Origin of the sequence: Myxococcus sp. CA033, from assembly GCF_013336625.1 — a bacterium.
GTDB lineage: Bacteria > Myxococcota > Myxococcia > Myxococcales > Myxococcaceae > Myxococcus > Myxococcus llanfairpwllgwyngyllgogerychwyrndrobwllllantysiliogogogochensis.
Genome location: NZ_JABUMU010000015.1, coordinates 156,218 through 172,785, shown reverse-complemented (window position 1 = coordinate 172,785; position 16,568 = coordinate 156,218). Strand labels below are relative to the sequence as shown.

Annotated in this window: 10 protein-coding genes; 7 read left to right on the top strand and 3 right to left on the bottom strand. The window is 68.3% G+C overall.

What is annotated here, in order from left to right:
* Positions 1 to 17 precede the first annotated feature (17 nt).
* From HUA78_RS29340 to HUA78_RS29325, 4 genes are all read left to right on the top strand, one after another.
* Complete coding sequence (locus tag HUA78_RS29340) at positions 18 to 1,073, top strand: methyltransferase (protein WP_254623956.1); 1,056 nt, start codon at positions 18 to 20, stop codon at positions 1,071 to 1,073.
* Positions 1,074 to 1,302: 229 nt separating this feature from the next.
* Complete coding sequence (locus HUA78_RS29335) at positions 1,303 to 2,127, top strand: hypothetical protein (RefSeq protein WP_141647543.1); 825 nt, start codon at positions 1,303 to 1,305, stop codon at positions 2,125 to 2,127.
* 126 nt (positions 2,128 to 2,253) lie between these two features.
* Entirely contained in the window at positions 2,254 to 4,413 is a 2,160-nt protein-coding gene (locus tag HUA78_RS29330) for a flotillin family protein (RefSeq protein ID WP_174462116.1), read from the top strand.
* Positions 4,414 to 4,560: 147 nt separating this feature from the next.
* The gene (locus tag HUA78_RS29325) at positions 4,561 to 10,068 is read left to right on the top strand and encodes a DNA repair ATPase (protein ID WP_174477652.1); all 5,508 of its coding nucleotides are present in this window, start codon (positions 4,561 to 4,563) and stop codon (positions 10,066 to 10,068) included.
* A gap of 70 nt (positions 10,069 to 10,138) precedes the next feature.
* On the opposite strand, the gene HUA78_RS29320 is transcribed toward HUA78_RS29325, so the two are convergent.
* Positions 10,139 to 10,837 (bottom strand): expansin EXLX1 family cellulose-binding protein, encoded by a 699-nt coding sequence (locus HUA78_RS29320; protein ID WP_174477651.1) that lies wholly within the window; start codon positions 10,835 to 10,837, stop codon positions 10,139 to 10,141.
* A 127-nt stretch (positions 10,838 to 10,964) separates the two neighbouring features.
* Here HUA78_RS29320 and HUA78_RS29315 point away from each other — a divergent pair, with 127 nt between their 5' ends.
* A complete protein-coding gene (locus HUA78_RS29315) occupies positions 10,965 to 11,570 on the top strand; it encodes a hypothetical protein (protein WP_217440069.1) in 606 nt (201 codons plus the stop codon).
* A 93-nt stretch (positions 11,571 to 11,663) separates the two neighbouring features.
* Here HUA78_RS29315 and HUA78_RS29310 read toward each other — a convergent pair whose 3' ends face one another.
* A complete protein-coding gene (locus HUA78_RS29310) occupies positions 11,664 to 13,517 on the bottom strand; it encodes a von Willebrand factor type A domain-containing protein (RefSeq protein ID WP_174477650.1) in 1,854 nt (617 codons plus the stop codon).
* Positions 13,518 to 13,615: 98 nt separating this feature from the next.
* Here HUA78_RS29310 and HUA78_RS29305 point away from each other — a divergent pair, with 98 nt between their 5' ends.
* Positions 13,616 to 14,104 (top strand): VOC family protein, encoded by a 489-nt coding sequence (locus tag HUA78_RS29305; RefSeq protein ID WP_174477649.1) that lies wholly within the window; start codon positions 13,616 to 13,618, stop codon positions 14,102 to 14,104.
* Here HUA78_RS29305 and HUA78_RS29300 read toward each other — a convergent pair.
* Positions 14,098 to 15,198 carry a heparan-alpha-glucosaminide N-acetyltransferase domain-containing protein gene (locus tag HUA78_RS29300; RefSeq protein ID WP_174477648.1) on the bottom strand — a complete coding sequence of 367 codons (1,101 nt, stop codon included), beginning with the start codon at positions 15,196 to 15,198 and terminating at the stop codon, positions 14,098 to 14,100. The two genes, HUA78_RS29305 and HUA78_RS29300, sit on opposite strands and share 7 nt — an antisense overlap.
* Positions 15,199 to 15,450: 252 nt before the next feature.
* Between HUA78_RS29300 and HUA78_RS29295 the strand changes: the two genes are divergently transcribed.
* Entirely contained in the window at positions 15,451 to 16,491 is a 1,041-nt protein-coding gene (locus HUA78_RS29295; RefSeq protein WP_174477647.1) for a pirin family protein, read from the top strand.
* The last annotated feature ends 77 nt before the right edge of the window (positions 16,492 to 16,568 follow it).

The window sequence follows — 16,568 nt, the reverse complement described above, 5'->3', positions numbered from 1 at the left end:
GCAAGGTCCCCCCCTGCATGAGCCAGCAACCTCGTCCCGTCAACGCCGCCCCTGCCGCCCCCAGCTCACCTCCGCCCGCGGTCGTGATGACCCAGATGGTCTACGGCTTCTGGGTCTCTCGCAGCCTGCAGATCATGGCGGAGCTGGGTATCGCGGACACCATCGGTGATGAGCCGAAGAGCGTGGAGGAGCTCGCGCAGGCGAGCGGCACCCATGCTCCGGCGTTGAGACGCTTGCTCAGACTCCTGACCGGCCTGGGGGTGCTGGTCAAGGACGAGCAGAGCCAGCGTTTCGGTCTCACGGAGCTGGGCAGGATGCTTCAGAAGGACAGCCCGGGCTCGGTGTATGGCTCACTGCGCGCGCATGGCCACCTGCTGTCCTGGCAGGCGTGGGGAGACCTGGTGTCGTCGCTGAAGACGGGGCAACCCTCCGTGGAGAAGTTCATGGGGGACAGCTTCTTTGGCTACATGTCCAAGCACCCCGAGGACGCGGCCATCTTCAACGGCAGCATGGCCGCGTATCAGAGTCTCAACGCTCCGGCGGTGGTGGGCGCGTATGACTTCTCCACCGCGAAGTCCGTGGTGGACGTGGGCGGTGGAACGGGCACGCTGCTGGCTCACATCCTCCAGTCCCATCCGAACCTCCGGGGCGCGCTCTTCGAGCTGCCGCACGTCAAGGCGGAGGCCACCGCGCGCCTGTCGAACCTGGGCATGGCGTCGCGCAGCGAGGTGCTGGAGGGCAACTTCTTCGAGAAGATTCCGTCGGGTTACGACATCTACATCCTGTCGCAGATCCTCCACGACTGGGACGACGAGCGCAGCCTGAAGATCCTCACCAACGTGCGCGAGGCGATGCATCCAGGCGCGAAGCTGCTCATCGTGGAGACGGTGCTGCCGGGCGACAACGTGTCGCACTTCGGAAACCTCTACGACATGGCCATGCTCGTGCTGGTGGGCGGCCAGGAGCGCACGGGGACGGAGTACACCGCGCTGTTGGAGAAGGCCGGGCTGCGCATCCAACGCGTGCTGCCGACGTACATGCCGCCCAGCGTGGTGGAGGTCGTCCCCGCCTGAGTCGGGCGTTCCCTCGGCCCGGCGTCGCAGCTCGCGCCGGGCCCGTGCTCCGATGTCCGGGTGGGGGTGGACCCCGGACGCCCGTCGCGGCCCGGCCCTCCAGGAGTCGTGAAGCCGGGGGCTGCTTGACGATGCGGGCTTCGCTCGGAGGCTCGGCGAGCGTCCGTCCAGGAAATCGACGGGGGCGGTTTTCGGAGGGAATCAGGCTCGATTAGAGTCCGGGGCGACGATGACGCCCTTCTTCGACGCCATCCTCGCGTTCCCGACCGCGATCTTCACCACCGCCATGGGCGTGGTGCTCACATATTGGCTGTTCGTCATCATCGGGGCAGTGGGTATCGACCTGCTCGATGGCGGCCACGTCGACTTCGAATCGGGTGGAAAGGCGCTGGGTGCGGCGTTCGAGGGCGGGGGCAAGGCCCTGGCCGGGACGCTGGAAGGTGGAGCGAAGGCGGCGGGCGAGGCCCTCCAGGGCGGCGGCAAGGCGATGGGCGCCCACGACCACGACGCGCACGTGGACGGCGGCATCCTCTCCACGCTGGGTTTCGCGGGCATCCCGCTCACGGTGTCCGTGAGCCTCGTCTCGTTCTTCTCGTGGTTCCTGTCGCTCGTGGCGACCCCGCCCGCGCACGCGGCGCTCGGAGGCGTGCTTCCCTCGTGGTTGATCAGCAGTGCGGTGGGGCTCTTGTGCTTCGTCGCGGGGCTGGTGATTTCGGGCATCGCCGTGCGGCCGCTCAAGCCCGTCTTCGTGGCGCGCAAGGCGCCCGGGCGTGACTCGCTGATGGGCCGGGTCTGCACCATCTCCAGCGGCGGTGTCACGGACCGCAACGGCCACGCGACGTTCGAGGACGGCGAGGCGGGCTTCATCTTGAACGTGGTCTGCTCGAAGAAGAACGGGCTCAAGCGGGGAGATCCCGCGCTGGTGCTGTCGTACGACGCCCAGCGGGATGTCTACGAGGTGGAGCCCGTGGACTGGCTGTTGCCGGAAGAGATGGATCAGCTTCGCGACCCCGCTCGGGCCGCGGCGCTGGCCCGCGCGCGAGCGCGTACATGACTTGAGTCGAGGCGCGGTCCGCTCAGGGGGGCGGACCGTGTGTGGATTCGACGCCAGAGGGCTTTCGCGGGGGATCTCTGGCGCCTGATACAAGGCCCGCTGTCAATACTTCACAGGAAAAAGGCCATGGATCCCATCACCTTGGTAGCCGCCGTCGGCGGAGGCGTCATCCTCCTCACGGGCATCGTCCTCACCATCGTTCGCCTGTACCGGCAGGTGGATCAGGGCAAGGTGCTCATCGTCAACACGCTGAAGACCGAGCCGCTCGTGACCTTCACTGGCGCGGTGGTCTTCCCCATCATCAACCGGGCCGAGGTGATGGACATCGCGCTGAAGACGGTGGAGATCGACCGTCGCGGCAAGGAAGGCCTCATCTGCCAGGACAACATCCGGGCGGACATCAAGGTCACCTTCTTCGTGCGCGTGAACAAGACGCGTGAGGACGTGCTCAAGGTCGCCCAGTCCATCGGCTGCGTGCGCGCCAGCGACCAGGAGACGCTCGAGAAGCTCTTCGAGGCCAAGTTCTCCGAAGCCCTCAAGACGGTGGGCAAGAACTTCAACTTCGTGGACCTCTACACCAAGCGCGCGGAGATCAAGGACAACGTGGTGGAGGTGATTGGCCGGGACCTCAACGGCTACATGCTGGAGGACTGCGCCATCGACTATCTGGAGCAGACCCCGGTCGAGATGCTCGACAAGGACAACATCCTCGACGCCGAGGGCATCCGGAAGATCACCAAGCTGACCACCGAGCAGAACATCGTCACCAACGAGCTGCGCCAGACGGAGCGCCAGGCGGTGACGAAGCGCAACGTGGAAGCCGACCAGAGCATCTTCGAGCTGGAGCGTCAGCGTGAAGAGGCCTCCGCGAAGCAGCGGCGCGCCATTGAGACGGTGCAGGCCGAGGAGTCCGCGGAGACCGAGCGCGTGAAGCAGGAGCAGTACTCCAAGGCGCAGCTCGCCCGCATCAAGGCGGAGCAGGAGATCCTCGTCCAGGAGCAGAACAAGTCGCGCGACGTGGAGGTGGCCCAGAAGCACCGCGAGCGCGAAGTGGGAGTCGAGGCGGAGAACGTGGAGCGCGCCCGCTCGCTGGCGGCCATCAGCCGGGAGCGTGAGACGGAGCTGGAGCGCATCGACAAGGAGAAGGCGCTCGAGGAGCAGAAGAAGAACATCGCCGACGTGGTGCGCGCTCGCATCGCCGTGGAGAAGACGGTGGCGCAGGAGGAGGAGCGCATCAAGGACCTGCGCGTGGAGTCAGACGCCCTTCGCAAGAAGCAGGCGATCATCATCAACGCCGAGGCCCAGGCGCAGGAGAAGACCGTCAAGGACGTGAACGCCGCCAAGGCCAACAGCGAGATGGCGGTGTTCATGGCGAAGGAGAAGCTCACCCTCGCCGAGGCGGACCTCGAGGCCGCCGACAAGACGGCGAAGGCGAAGATGCGCCTGGCCGACGGTATCCAGGCCGAGTCCGCCGCCGAGGGCCTGGCGGGCATCCGCGTGAAGGAAGCCGACGCCGCGGCCACGGAGAAGCTGGGCATGGCGCAGGTGCGCGTGAAGGAGGCGGAGGCCGGCGCGATCGAGAAGCAGGGCCACGCGCAGGCGCAGGTCGTCCGTGAGCGGCTGCTGGCGGAGGCCGCGGGTGAGCAGGAGAAGGGAATTGCCCGGGCTCGCGTGCAGGAGGCCGAGGCGGTGGCCATCCACAAGCGCGGCGAGGCGGAGGCGTTCGCCACGAAGGAGATGCAGCTCGCCGAGGCCTCGTCCATCCAGGAGAAGCTGTTCGCCGAGGCCCGGGGCCTCGCGGAGAAGGCGGCGTCCATGAAGTTGATGGACGGCGTGGGCCGCGAGCACGAGGAGTTCCGCCTCAAGCTCAACAAGGAGCGCGACATCGAGCTGGAGACGATCCGCGTGCGCAAGGACATCGCCCATGCCCAGGCCGAGGTGCTGGCCAAGGCGTTCGCCAACGCGAAGTTCAACATCGTCGGTGGCGACGGCCAGTTCTTCGAGCGCTTCGTCAAGGCGGTGTCGTTCGGCACGGCGGTGGACGGCGCGTTGGACCACGGCGAGGCCCTGAAGACGGCGCTGGGGGGCTACCTCAACGGCCAGAAGGACCTGCCGGCGGACCTCAAGGAGATCCTCTCCAAGCCGGGTCTGAGCAACGACGCGCAGAACCTGGCGGTGGCGGCGCTGCTGCACCGCATGACGCCCGGCCCGACGGACCCGGCGGCGAACCTGAAGGCGCTCTTGGGCGCCGAGGGCAAGCCGTCCGCCTCCGACAAGCAGGGCTGATTCGGGCAGCAGAAGGGTCCGCCCTCGCCGAGCGCGAGGGCGGGCATGGCGTCACGACGACCTCGCCCCCAAGCCTTCCGGGGTGGCGTCCTTCCCATCCGGGCGGGACGGGGGCGGGGTCCCCGCGAAACTTTCCGGTGAGCACTCATGGCAACTGACGGTGGCAAGGGCGCGGCGCCCACGGGCGAGGCGGCGCTAGAGGGGGGCAGCTACGAGGTCATCCGGACGCGCCTGCTGGCACAGGCGGACGTGCTGGGCGCGAAGGCGAACGACCTCAATGCGCGGCGCAAGGCGTTCTTCGGCGGCTCGGAGCTGGCGGTCACCGGCAACGAGCGGGTGCGCACCGAGAACAACTGCGTGGCGCGCGACATCGTCAGCGTCGGCAAGTACCTGCTCTTTGGCTACAACGTCTTCATCGGGTTGAAGAAGGAGACGTCCGTCGCGGATGTCTTCTCGCTGCACCGGTTCGAGAAGACGGCCGACGGGTTTGATTTGTCCGCCGTGCCGCACACGGAAGCCGGCGGGTTCCTGGCCGACCCGCGCTTCGTCAAGGACTTCAGCGAGCTGTACCGGTACTACAAGGACGCGAAGCTCCTGCAGCTGAGGCGCAAGGACGCGCGGCTCCTGGCCATCTTCCAGACGGGCCAGACGGCGCGAGACCTCAAGGTGTTCCGCTTCAACCTGGACACCGAGGGCCGCGCCACCTACCTGGACAACCAGGGCGAGAAGGACCACGTCTTCCCCCCGTCCCACGACTTCGAGTGGACGGTGGCCACGCGCGAGAACTACGTGCTGGGCCAGCACCCGCACGTCAACGTGTTGGATCAGGTGTTCGTGGAGACGGTGAAGGGCGACCTCACCGTCAAGGTGGAGAACAACACCTCGTCGGGCCTGGGCATCTACAGCGAGCCGGTGGAGGACGCGAACCAGTCGCTGGACGACGCGCGGTTCGCCTGGGCCCGGGTGGGAACGCTCATCCTCATCCGGGTGCTGCCCTTCCGCGAGAAGGCCTGGCGCTACCTGGTGTTCAACTCGCGCACGCAGCACGTGGTGCGAATCGACGCCATCGGCCAGGCCTGCATCCGGCTGCCCGAGGACCAGGGCATCATCTTCCCCGGGGGCTATTACCTCCAGACGGGCGACTACAAGGTCTTCGACGGTGACGCCACCGGCTCGGGGATGGAGTTCAAGCACGTCATCCGCTCACCCAACGGCGAAGACGTCCTCTACATCTTCCACCAGCGCGAGGAGGGCCGGTACCTGCTCTTCCCGTACAACCTGGTGCGCAAGGAGGTGCAGAACCCGCTGGTGTGCAATGGCTACAGCCTCTTCGCGGACGGCGGGCTGGTGGTGTTCCGCGAGACGTCTCAGGAGCCCACGCGGGTTCACCCGATGCAGGTGTGGCAGACGCCCTTCGTATCGGACGAGCACGCGGCGGCGGCACCCACGGCGCCCGGCTATCTGGGCAAGGTGGGCAACGCGGAGCTGGTGCGAGGCATCTCCGACTCGCTGACGCTCCAGCGCATCGCGAAGACGGACAAGCCCAACCGCCGCACGTACGAGGACCTGGTCGCCGCCGCCACGCGCGCGCTGGATGCGTACTACTGGCTGGGCCACGCGGAGACGGGCCTGCAGGAGCCCGTGGAGCTGTTGCGCCGCACGTCCGAGCTCATCATCGATGAGTTCGAGAAGGTGCTCGCCCTCCAGAAGCGCGCGTCCGAGTCGCTGGCCGAGGCGGAGAAGGCGCAGACGAAGTTGCTGGGACGCGTGCAGCCGGAGCTGCTCACCTCGGCCGAGGAGTTCATGCACGTGCTGGCGGAGTTGCGTCAGCAGCGCGGGCACCTCATCACGCTGAAGGACATCCGCTACATGGACCTGGGGCGCGTGGATGCCCTGGAGAAGGCGGTGGTGGAGGCGTCCGACAACACCAGCTCCGGCTGCGTGGACTTCCTCCAGAAGGGCGAGGCGCTTCAGCCCCTGGCCGCGCGCCTGGACGCACTGCTCGCGAAGCTGGAGCCGGTGAAGACGACGGTGGAGCTGGCGCCGCTGGGCGAGGACATCGAGAAGACGGCCCAGGGCCTCACGGTGCTGGGTGAAGTCGTCGGCGGACTCCAGGTGGGAGACCCGCTGGCCCGCGCCCGCATCCTGGAGGGCATCTCCGAGCTGTTCGGCCGGCTCAACCGCGTGCGCGCGAGCCTCGCGGCCAAGCGCAAGGAGCTGTCCAGCCGGGAGAAGCGCGCGGAGTTCGGCGCCCAGTTCAAGCTGCTGGGGCAGGCCATCGAGAACGCGCTGGCCCAGGCGGACCTGCCGGAGAAGTGCGACGAGGGGCTGTCGCGTCTCACGGTGCAGTTGGAGGAGCTGGAAGGGCGCTTCGGTGAGTTCGACGAGTTCCTGGGGCAGATCACCCAGAAGCGCGAGGAGCTGCTGGAGGCGTTCGGCGCTCGCAAGCAGACGCTGGTGGATGAGCGGCAGCGCCGGGCCCAGAGCCTCTTCGGCGCCGCGGAGCGAATCCTCCAGGGCGTGCAGCGCCGGTCCAAGTCGTTCAAGTCGGACGACGAACTCAACGGGTACTTCGCCACCGACGCGATGATCCTCAAGCTGCGGCAGCTCTCCGAGCAGCTCCTGGGACTCCAGGACAGCGTGCGCTCGGACGAGGTGTTGTCGCGGCTCAAGTCCGCCAAGCAGGACGCGCTGCGGGCGCTGCGCGACAAGCAGGACCTGTTCGCGGACGGCGATTCGCTCATCAAGCTGGGCACCTACCGCTTCAACGTCAACACGCAGCCGTTGGACCTGACGCTGGTTCCGAGAGATGGCGCGCTCTACCTCCAGCTCACCGGCTCCGACTACGCGCAGAAGTTGGAAGACCCGGAGCTGCTCAAGCACCAGGGCCTCTGGGAGCAGCACCTGGTCTCCGAGACGCGGGACGTCTACCGCGTGGAGTACCTGGCCTCCTGCATCCTCTCCGACGCGGAGGACGGCAAGGGCGGGCTGACGCTGTCCGCGCTGCATGAGGCGGTGATCGCCGGCACGCTGCTGGAGCGGGTGCGCACCTACGCCGCGGACCGCTTCGATGAAGGCTACGAGCGCGGCGTGCATGACGTGGACGCGGCGGCGGTGCTGGAGAAGCTGCTGACGCTGCACCAGGGCGCGGGCCTCTTGCGCTTCGCGCCGGTGCCTCGCGCGTGGGCCTCGCTGTATTGGGCCTTCGACTCCGACGAGGGCGCGCGGACGCTGTTGCACCGTCGTGCGCGGAGCCTCGCTCGGCTGCGTCAGACGTTCTCCTCGGTCGGAAGCCTGTCCGAGCTGGGGCTCGCGTTGGGGGAGGCCGTGGAGGCGTTCCTCAAGGCGCAGGGGCTTGCGCACTCGCCGGCGGAGGCTCGTCAGGCGGGGCGTTACCTCGTGGAGGAGCTGGCGGTGGACCGGCCCCGCTTCACCACGAGCGGCGAGGCGGTGGTGCTGCGCGACGCGTTCCTGGCGCAGTTGGAGCGTCAGGGCACCCGGACCGCCTTCGAGGAGGATCTGCGCGGACTGGAGAAGGACCTGTCCTCGCGGCTGCTCATCGCCAAGGCGTGGGTGGAGGCGTATCTGGCCCAGCGCGACGGGGGCCCCGGTGACGCGGGCTACTTCGCATTGGAGACGGCGGTGCTGCTGCTCACCGAGCGCAAGCTGGACCGCGAGCCCGCGGGCGCGCTGACGGCGGCCGAGGTGACGGGTCTTCTGGGCAGTCACCCGCGCGTCCACGACCGGAAGCTGGCGCTGCGCCTGGACGAGTTCCTGGCGCGGCTGGGCGAGTTTCGTCAGCTCCGCGTGCCGCAATACCAGACGTACCGTGGACTGCTGCGGGATTTGCTGGAGCGTGAGCGCCGCAAGCTGCGTCTGGAGGAGCTGACGCCGAAGGTGCTGTCGTCCTTCGTGCGCAACCGCCTCATCGACGAGGTGTACCTGCCGCTCATCGGCGCCAACCTCGCCAAGCAGTTGGGCGCGGCGGGCGAGGGCAAGCGCACGGACCGCATGGGCATGCTGCTGCTCATGTCGCCGCCGGGCTACGGCAAGACGACGTTGATGGAGTACGTGGCGAGCCGGCTGGGCCTCACCTTCGTCAAGGTGAACGGCCCCGCGCTGGGCCACTCGGTGAAGTCGTTGGACCCGGCGGAGGCGCCCAACGCCACGTCGCGGCAGGAGGTGGAGCGCATCAACCTGTCCTTCGAGATGGGCAACAACGTGATGCTCTACCTCGACGACATCCAGCACACGGACCCCGAGCTGCTCCAGAAGTTCATCTCGCTCTGCGACGGCCAGCGCCGCGTGGAGGGCGTGTGGAATGGCCGGACGCGCACCTACGACTTGCGCGGCAAGAAGTTCTGCGTGGTCATGGCCGGCAATCCCTACACGGAGACGGGTGAGCGCTTCCGCATTCCGGACATGCTCGCCAACCGCGCGGACACCTACAACCTGGGTGAGATTCTCGACGGCAAGGAGCACCTGTTCGCGCTGAGCTATCTGGAGAACGCGCTGACCTCCAACCCGGTGACGGCGCCGCTGGCCACTCGCGACGCGGCGGACACGCACCGACTGCTTCGCATGGCGCAGGGCGAGGAGGTGCCCGCGGGCGAGCTGAAGCACGGCTACGCGGCGGCGGAGCTGCAGGAGATCATCGCCATCTTCCAGCGGATGTTCCGGGTGCAGTCGGTGCTGCTGAAGGTGAACATGCAGTACATCGCCTCGGCGGCGCAGGACGAGCGCTTCCGCGCGGAGCCCGCCTTCAAGCTCCAGGGCTCCTACCGCAACATGAACAAGCTGTCGGAGAAGCTGGTCGCGGCCATGACGGACGCGGAGTTGGAGCGGCTCGTCGACGACCACTACCAGGGCGAATCCCAGACGCTCACCACGGCGGCGGAGCAGAACCTGCTCAAGCTGGCGGAGATGCGTGGCCGCCTGACGCCGGAGAAGGCGAAGCGGTGGGAGGACATCAAGCAGGGCTTCGCGCGCGTCAAGCGAATGGGGGGCAAGGAGGACGACCCCGTGGCGCGCGTCACCGGTCAGCTCAGTGGAATCGAAGAACAGCTCGGCGCGGTGCGCGACGCGGTGGCGAACGCGGCCACCCAGGTGCAGCAGGCCTCCGCGGACCGGAACGAGGACCCGACGGCCGAGGCGCTGCCCTACCTGGAGGCCCTGCGCGACGCGGTGCTGGAAGTGGCGAAGGTGGGGCGCGAGGCGAAGGACAGTCCTCTGCCGGTGGCCGCGCCCGCGCCGGCGACCGATCTGGCGCCATACCTCAAGCACATGGCGCAGCTCCTCAAGGCGCTGACCGAGCGGGTGGCGACGTCCGCCCAGGCGCCCGTGGTGCAGCAGGCCCCGGCCCAGGACTTCGGGCCGTACATGGAGCAGCTCTCGCGGGCACTCGCCGCGCTCGCGGACCGACCGGTGAACGTGTCCGCGCAGATGCCGGCGGAGGCGCTCCAGCGGGCCGCCGTGGCAGGGCCGTCTCCGGCGGAGCTGAGCCGGCAGATAGAGCTGGTGGAGGGCGTGCTGCTGCCTCTGGAGCGGGCTTCCCGTCGCGCCGTGCAGGGCGAGGGTGAGAACGTCAAGTCGCTCCAGGTCTGGCAGAACGTCACCGAGGCGCTGGAGCTGCTGCGCTCCATGCTGCGTCGGTAGTCGCTCGGAGCTTTCGCGGCCGGGGCTCGATGGTGTGTCGAGCCTCGGCCGGTGCGAAAGCGGCCCCGCGTCAGCGGAACTGGGCGGAGCCCTCGAAGGTGTCGTTGTCCAGCACGCGGGGCAGGGTGTCCTCCACCTGATCGCCGGTGGTCGACGTCACGCGCACGGTGAAGGAGCCTTCGCCCATGCCGTCGCCGTTGACGAAGTAGTTGTAGTCCTCGCGCGGGACGTCCTTCCACGCGCCGTCGCCACGACGCCACTCCAGCTTGGAGATGGGCACCCGGTGGTTGCGCACCTGGATGGCGGTCCACCACGGGTTGCTGCCGTTCTTGAAGTGGTACTCCAGGCCGCCGGCCACGTCGCAGGAGACCACCTTCCAGGTGATGTCCACGCGGCCCAGCCGCATCTCGGCGATCTTCGCGAAGGCCTGCCGGCTGAGGTCCAGGTGACCGGCCTCGCACTCCGGGCACCTGTCCACGATTCGCACCCGCACGTTGCCGCTGGGCCCCTGGATGTCCACGCACTGGCCACATGCGGCGCTGTTGGCGTACTGCGGGGTGTTCATCGCCGCGACCATCAAGTCGTCCGGGCTGGCGTCGTAGCTGCAGTTCCCCGCGCCGGTGGCGTCGTAGTACGTGGCGATGCCCTTCTGCTCCTCGCCCAGGGGGACGCCTCCTCCGCTGGGGTCATCACCGCATCCTCCACACGCGAGGAAGAGGGTGGCCATGGGAACGAGCAGGAGGCGGGAGGGCAGGTGGGATGGGCGCATACGGCCCGAAGGATACCGCAACGTGTCCGCGCCGTGCCCACCCCACACTCACGGAAATGTCGCTGCAATGACTTGCAGGGCTGTTAGCGTGTCGCCGCTTTCAAACGAACAAGGGGGTCGTCACGTCATGAAATTCTTCAGGCGCGCTGTCTGTCTTTGTGTGGCGGTGGTCCTTTCCGCGTGTGGTGGAGAGCCCTCCCCGGGAGCGACGGAAGACGTCTTCGCCTCGAGTGAAGCCGCCGCGACTTCCGTGACGTACGACGGCTGTCTCCTCATCCTCACGGCGGTGTCGACGGGAGGGTTCCCGCCGAACTATCGAATCGTCTTGAGGCGGCAGGTGATTGAGTTCTGCTACCTGCCACCCTCCGAAATCAATCTCGACACGTCTGTCAACTACCTCCCCGCCCTGTCACTGGTGGCCAACGACCAGGGAGTGGTCGCCACCTACGTGAAGAAGCAGAGTGTCAGTGGCAGCTCTCCCAGCACGCTTGGCATCAGCCATGTCGACCCGGCGACGATGACTGTTGTCCGGAAGACAGGGCTGGCCGTGTACCTGGGCACCGGCAACATCACCTCGGGAGTCCCATTCCTCGAAGCCGACGGGACGACGCTCACCGTGAGCGGAGGCAAGACGGGTCGCATCGGGGGAGAAACGGGCAGCGGTAGTCACTACATCGCCACGTTCCCGGACTTCTTCACCAGCACCACGCCGCCCACCGTCGTCGCGTACTGAGCGCGTCCGGGAGGCTCGCCGGAAAAAATAATGGGGTGGAAGGCGCCCCCCGGGCCTTCCACCCCATTCCCCCTGCAACCTGCTTGGGTCTGCTTACTCGCCGCGGGCGGACGCGCCGGACAGGGCGCGAGCCTGCGACACCAGCTTCACGAACTCGTTGCGGTCAGCGTCTCCAGCGGCGGCGCCCTCGGCGAGCTTCTGCGCGGTGGCCAGGCTCCAGCCCTCGGCGGCCGGGTTGCCTCGGAGGATGTCCGCGGTGGAGGCGACGGCCACGGCGAAGCGGAAGTCGGGCGAGGCGGCCTCCAGCGACGCGCGCAGCAGGGAGCGCGTGAAGGGGAAGGACTGCTCGGCGGCCTCGGTGCCGTTGGGCGCCTTGGCACGCACGCGCACGGTGGCGAGCGACTCCTTGGCGTCCTTCACCAGCTCCACCTCGTACAGCGCGGTGACGTTGTGGCCCGCGCCAATCTCACCCGCGTCCACCTTGTCGTTGCGGAAGTCGTTGTCCGCCACGTCCCGGTTCTCGTAGCCCAACAGGCGGTAGCGACGCACCGCGAGCGGGTTGAACTCCACCTGGAGCTTCACGTCCTTGGCGATGACCTCCAGCGTGCCGGTGAGCTGCGTCTCGAAGACCTTCTTCGCTTCCTTGTAGCTGTCCACGTAGAAGCAGTTGCCGTTGCCCTTGTCCGCGAGCTTCTCCATCATGTCGTCGCGGTAGTTGCCCATGCCGAAGCCCACGGCGGTGAGGGTGACTCCCTCGGCCACGTACTTGTGGATGCTCTCCAGCATCGCCTGCGGGCTCAGCGTGGGGCCGATGTTGGCGTCGCCGTCGGTGAGGACAATGACGCGGGAGACCACCTTGCCGGAGGCCTTCTTCACCGCGTGCTTGTAGGCCATCTCCATGCCGGAGCCCATGGCGGTGCCGCCCCCGGACTGGAGCGCGTCCAGCGCGGCGTGGATGCTCTTGACGTCCGTGGCCGGCGTGGGCGCCAGCACGTCCCGCGTGGAGCCCGCGTAGGTGACGATGGCCACCGTGTCGTTCTCGTTGAGGTTCTTCACGGCGATCTTGATGGCTTCCTTGGCGAGCGGCAGCTTGTCCTGGGACGCCATGGAGCCGCTGGTGTCGACCAGGAACACCAGGTGCGCCGGCTTGCGCTGCGAGCGCGAGACGACCTTGCCCTGCACGCCCACGCGCACGAAGTGGCGCTTCGAGTCGAAGGGCGACGGCGCGGCCTCCAGATGCACGGTGAAGGCCCCCGTCTCCGGCGGGGCGTAGCGGTACTTGAAGTAGTTGACGAACTCCTCGACGCGCACGGCGGAGGAGGGCGGCAGGTTGCCGTTCTGGAGGTAGCGGCGGGCCACCGTATACGACGCGGTGTCGACGTCCGCGGCGAAGGTGGACAGCGGGTCCTTGCTCGTCTCGGTGAAGGTGTTGGGCTTCCAGGCCTCGAAGGTGTTGCCCTGCGGACCCGCGTGGGCGTCCGAGCCGTCCACGTCCTTCTCCGTGAGGCGGGCGCTGGCCTCGAGCTTCTTGGGAGCCATCCGGGACGGCTTCGCCATCTCCGCGCCCTGGGCACGGCCGATGACGCCATTGGCCACCGCGCCGCCCATCGCACCCGTGGCGGGCGCGACCATGAGGGGCTCGGGAGCAGGCTCTTCACGCAGCTCCGCGTCGATGCCTCGCGGCGCCTTCCTGGCCCGGTCCTCGCGAGGCGCCGGGGAATCGGCCGTGGCCCTGGCGTCGTCGCCCTCGGCGGCGGCGAAGTCCTGGGGCGCGGCGCTCGGAGGCGGGGCCGGCTTCGCGGTGGCGTGGGTTCGTGGGGTGGAGCGCGTTTCGGGGGCCGTCAGGGTCTGGCGCTCGTCCATGGACATGCAGGCGGGCAGGACACAGGCGACGAGCAGGGCACTTCCCCACTGGCTCAAACGGCGCTTCAGGAAGGTCTGGGACATGTGTTCTCCGGGGGACGGAATCAACAGGCGCCGCATCGAAACGCACGACCTGACAAATGGGTCTATTCCCGCGATTTTTCCCGGTAGGTTCCGGGCCCATGCAGACCTTGAGACCCTTCCGAATCCTGGGCATCCAGCAGATCGCCATCGGCGGCGCCGACAAGGGCCCGCTCCGCAAACTCTGGGTGGACCTGCTGGGCTTGACGCCTCACGGCACCTACCGCAGCGAGCGGGAGAACGTGGACGAGGACATCGTCACCGCCGGTGCGGGGCCCTTCAAGGTGGAGGTGGACCTGATGCAGCCCATCAACCCGGAGGGCAAGCCCCGGGTCCACGAGACGCCGCTCAACCACGTGGGCCTGTGGGTGGATGACCTGCCCGTCGCGGTGAAGTGGCTGGAGCAGCAGGGCCTGCGCTTCGCCCCCGGAGGCATCCGCAAGGGCGCCGCGGGCTTCGACATCTGCTTCGTTCACCCCAAGGGCAACGAGCAGTTCCCCTACGGTGGCGAGGGGGTCCTCATCGAGCTGGTCCAGGCGCCGCCGGAGGTCATCGCCGCGTTCGAGCGCCTGTCCACCGACGCTCACTGAGGAACGGCGGGGCGCAGCCTCTTGCTCAGGGACTGGAGCGCCATTCTCACCCGGTGCTCCAGCCGGTCCCACGCCAGGCACAAGAGCCATGTGGCGACGATGAGCACCGCGGTGAGCAGCCAGTACTGGCCCCAGCCGCTGCGGTCTCCCCAGAAGCGCTGGAAGGAGAAGACGCCGCCAAGCCGGTAGAACAGCAGCATCTCGTGGAAAAAGTAGGCGGAGAGCGACGAGGTCCCGAAGACCTCGATGAACCGCCGCAGCCGTGAGGGCGCATGGCCCGCGGGCACCCGGGACTCCAGCCCCATCAGCCCGAGCAGCACGGCGCACACCCACGCGAAGCGCGCCGCGGAGTTCGACGGGTTGGCGACGAAGAAGCGGTGGTGCGGGTAGAGCTGGAAGAGGAAGTCTCCCGACGCCGCGCCGATGGCACCCACCGCGACGAGCAGGAGCAGCGCCAGGGCCAGCGGACGTCGGCCCCAGGCGCCCGCGAGTGTTCCCGCGAACGCGCCCAGCCACGCGAAGCCCATCCACGGCAGCAGGGGGAAGGGCGCGAAGGAGGACTTCTTTGTCAGCGTGGCCCAGGGCTCGGGCACGTGTTCACCCAGGGGCGACACGGCGAAGACGATGAAGGCCAGGGTCAGGCTCACGCCGGCGAGCACGCGAGGCTGGGGCGCCAGCGCGGCGGCCACCGGCAGCATGAGGAGCAGACACACGCCCACGCACTGGAGGATGTCCATGCGCAAGAGCCACTTGGGCTCGCTCAGCAGCGGGAACCACGCCCAGTTGACCAGGGAGGCCACCAGGAGGACCTCGCAGGTGCGGCGGAAGTTCTTGGGCACGCGCTCGCGCAACTGGCCACTGGCGGCGCTGCGCACCATGACGAGCGCGAGCGCGAAGCCCGCGGAGAAGATGAACGCGGGGGCGACCAGGCCATCGACCTTGAGCAGGCGGCCCACCCAGGCGCTCTTGCGCAGCTCCGGGGTGAGCAGGGCCAGCGAGTGCGTCTGCACCATGAACAGGACGGCGATGCCGCGCAGCCAGTCGATGGCACGCACGCGCTCGTGGGACACGGGAAGGGGCGAGGAGGGGCTCAAGGCGGCGCACCCTACGGCAAGTCCGGGTCGGCGTGTATGGGGAGGACGGCTCGGCGGGCGGGCGGGCCCCGGGCATGAAAGGATGCGCCCCGTCCATGCCAGGATTACAGCCTGGAGACGGCGTCATGCGTGAGGTGGCCCTTGGGTGATGAGGTCAGTCGGAGAGCGGCGCTGAAGGTGCTCGCGGTGGCGGGGGCCACGTCGGCCGCGAGCTGCTCTCGGAGCACGGGAAAGTCATCAGAGGAGCAGGGGATGAGTCAGCAGCAGGGAAGTGAGCAACCCGCCGTCATCGGCCTGAGCCCGCTCAGGGGGATGCCCTGGCCCACGCCAGACCCGTTCCTGTTCTGCGTGCACCACGTGGACGCCTACCCGGCGGGCAACGAGCGGATGGGGCCCACCGCGTCGCTGGCGGGCCGGCAGCTCGGCCAGGACTTCGACGGTCGGGACGGCTGGAACATGTACCACGGCACCGTGGTGCCCGGCTTCCCGCAGCATCCGCACCGGGGCTTCGAGACCGTGACGGTCGTCCGCAGTGGGCTGTTGGACCACTCGGACTCGCTGGGCGCGGCGGCGCGCTTCGGCGGCGGGGACGTGCAGTGGCTCACCGCGGGCAGCGGCGTGCTGCACTCGGAGATGTTCCCGCTCTTGAAGAAGGACCAGCCCAATCCGGTGGAGCTGTTCCAGATCTGGCTCAACCTGCCGAGCGCGGACAAACTGGTGACGCCGCACTTCTCCATGCTGTGGGACCACGTCATCCCCCGGCACGTCGCGAGGGATGAAGCGGGGCGCACCACCGAGGTCACCGTCGTCGCCGGAACGCTGGGCGACGTGAAGGCCCCGCCGCCGCCGCCGAAGTCCTGGGCCGCGCGGGCGGACTCGGACGTGGCCATCTGGACGCTCAAGCTGGCGCCGGGGGCGCGCTGGACGCTGCCCGCCGCCGCGCGCGGGAGCAATCGCTTCCTGTACTTCTTCAAGGGCTCCGCGCTGAAGGTGGGAGGCCGCGCCATCCCCGCATCACATGTCCTCCAGTTGCGCCCCGACGTGGACGCGGTGCTGGAGAACGGCGCCGACGAGGCGGAGTTGCTGATGCTCCAGGGGCGGCCCATCAACGAGCCCGTGGTGCAGCACGGCCCCTTCGTCATGAACTCCCGGCAGGAGATCCAGCAGGCGTTCAGCGACTACCAGCGCACGGGCTTCGGCGGCTGGCCCTGGAAGAGCGACGACCCGGTGCATGCGCGGGAGGAAGGGCGCTTCGCGCGCCACGCGGATGGGCGCCTGGAGCGACCGACCTGACGAGACAGGGCACCGATGCTCGGCTCCCTGGCTCCTTCGCGGGCAAGGGAGCCCCCGGATGGAGTGTCGTCGAGCGT

Excerpts from the sequence above, each read along its gene's own strand:
- HUA78_RS29320 (WP_174477651.1), bottom strand. The coding sequence starts at position 10,837 with ATGCGCCCATCCCACCTGCCCTCCCGCCTCCTGCTCGTTCCCATGGCC.
- HUA78_RS29340 (WP_254623956.1), top strand. The coding sequence starts at position 18 with ATGAGCCAGCAACCTCGTCCCGTCAACGCCGCCCCTGCCGCCCCCAGC.
- HUA78_RS29315 (WP_217440069.1), top strand. The coding sequence starts at position 10,965 with ATGAAATTCTTCAGGCGCGCTGTCTGTCTTTGTGTGGCGGTGGTCCTT.
- HUA78_RS29330 (WP_174462116.1), top strand. The coding sequence starts at position 2,254 with ATGGATCCCATCACCTTGGTAGCCGCCGTCGGCGGAGGCGTCATCCTC.
- HUA78_RS29305 (WP_174477649.1), top strand. The coding sequence starts at position 13,616 with ATGCAGACCTTGAGACCCTTCCGAATCCTGGGCATCCAGCAGATCGCC.
- HUA78_RS29325 (WP_174477652.1), top strand. The coding sequence starts at position 4,561 with ATGGCAACTGACGGTGGCAAGGGCGCGGCGCCCACGGGCGAGGCGGCG.
- HUA78_RS29310 (WP_174477650.1), bottom strand. The coding sequence starts at position 13,517 with ATGTCCCAGACCTTCCTGAAGCGCCGTTTGAGCCAGTGGGGAAGTGCC.
- HUA78_RS29335 (WP_141647543.1), top strand. The coding sequence starts at position 1,303 with ATGACGCCCTTCTTCGACGCCATCCTCGCGTTCCCGACCGCGATCTTC.
- HUA78_RS29295 (WP_174477647.1), top strand. The coding sequence starts at position 15,451 with ATGAGTCAGCAGCAGGGAAGTGAGCAACCCGCCGTCATCGGCCTGAGC.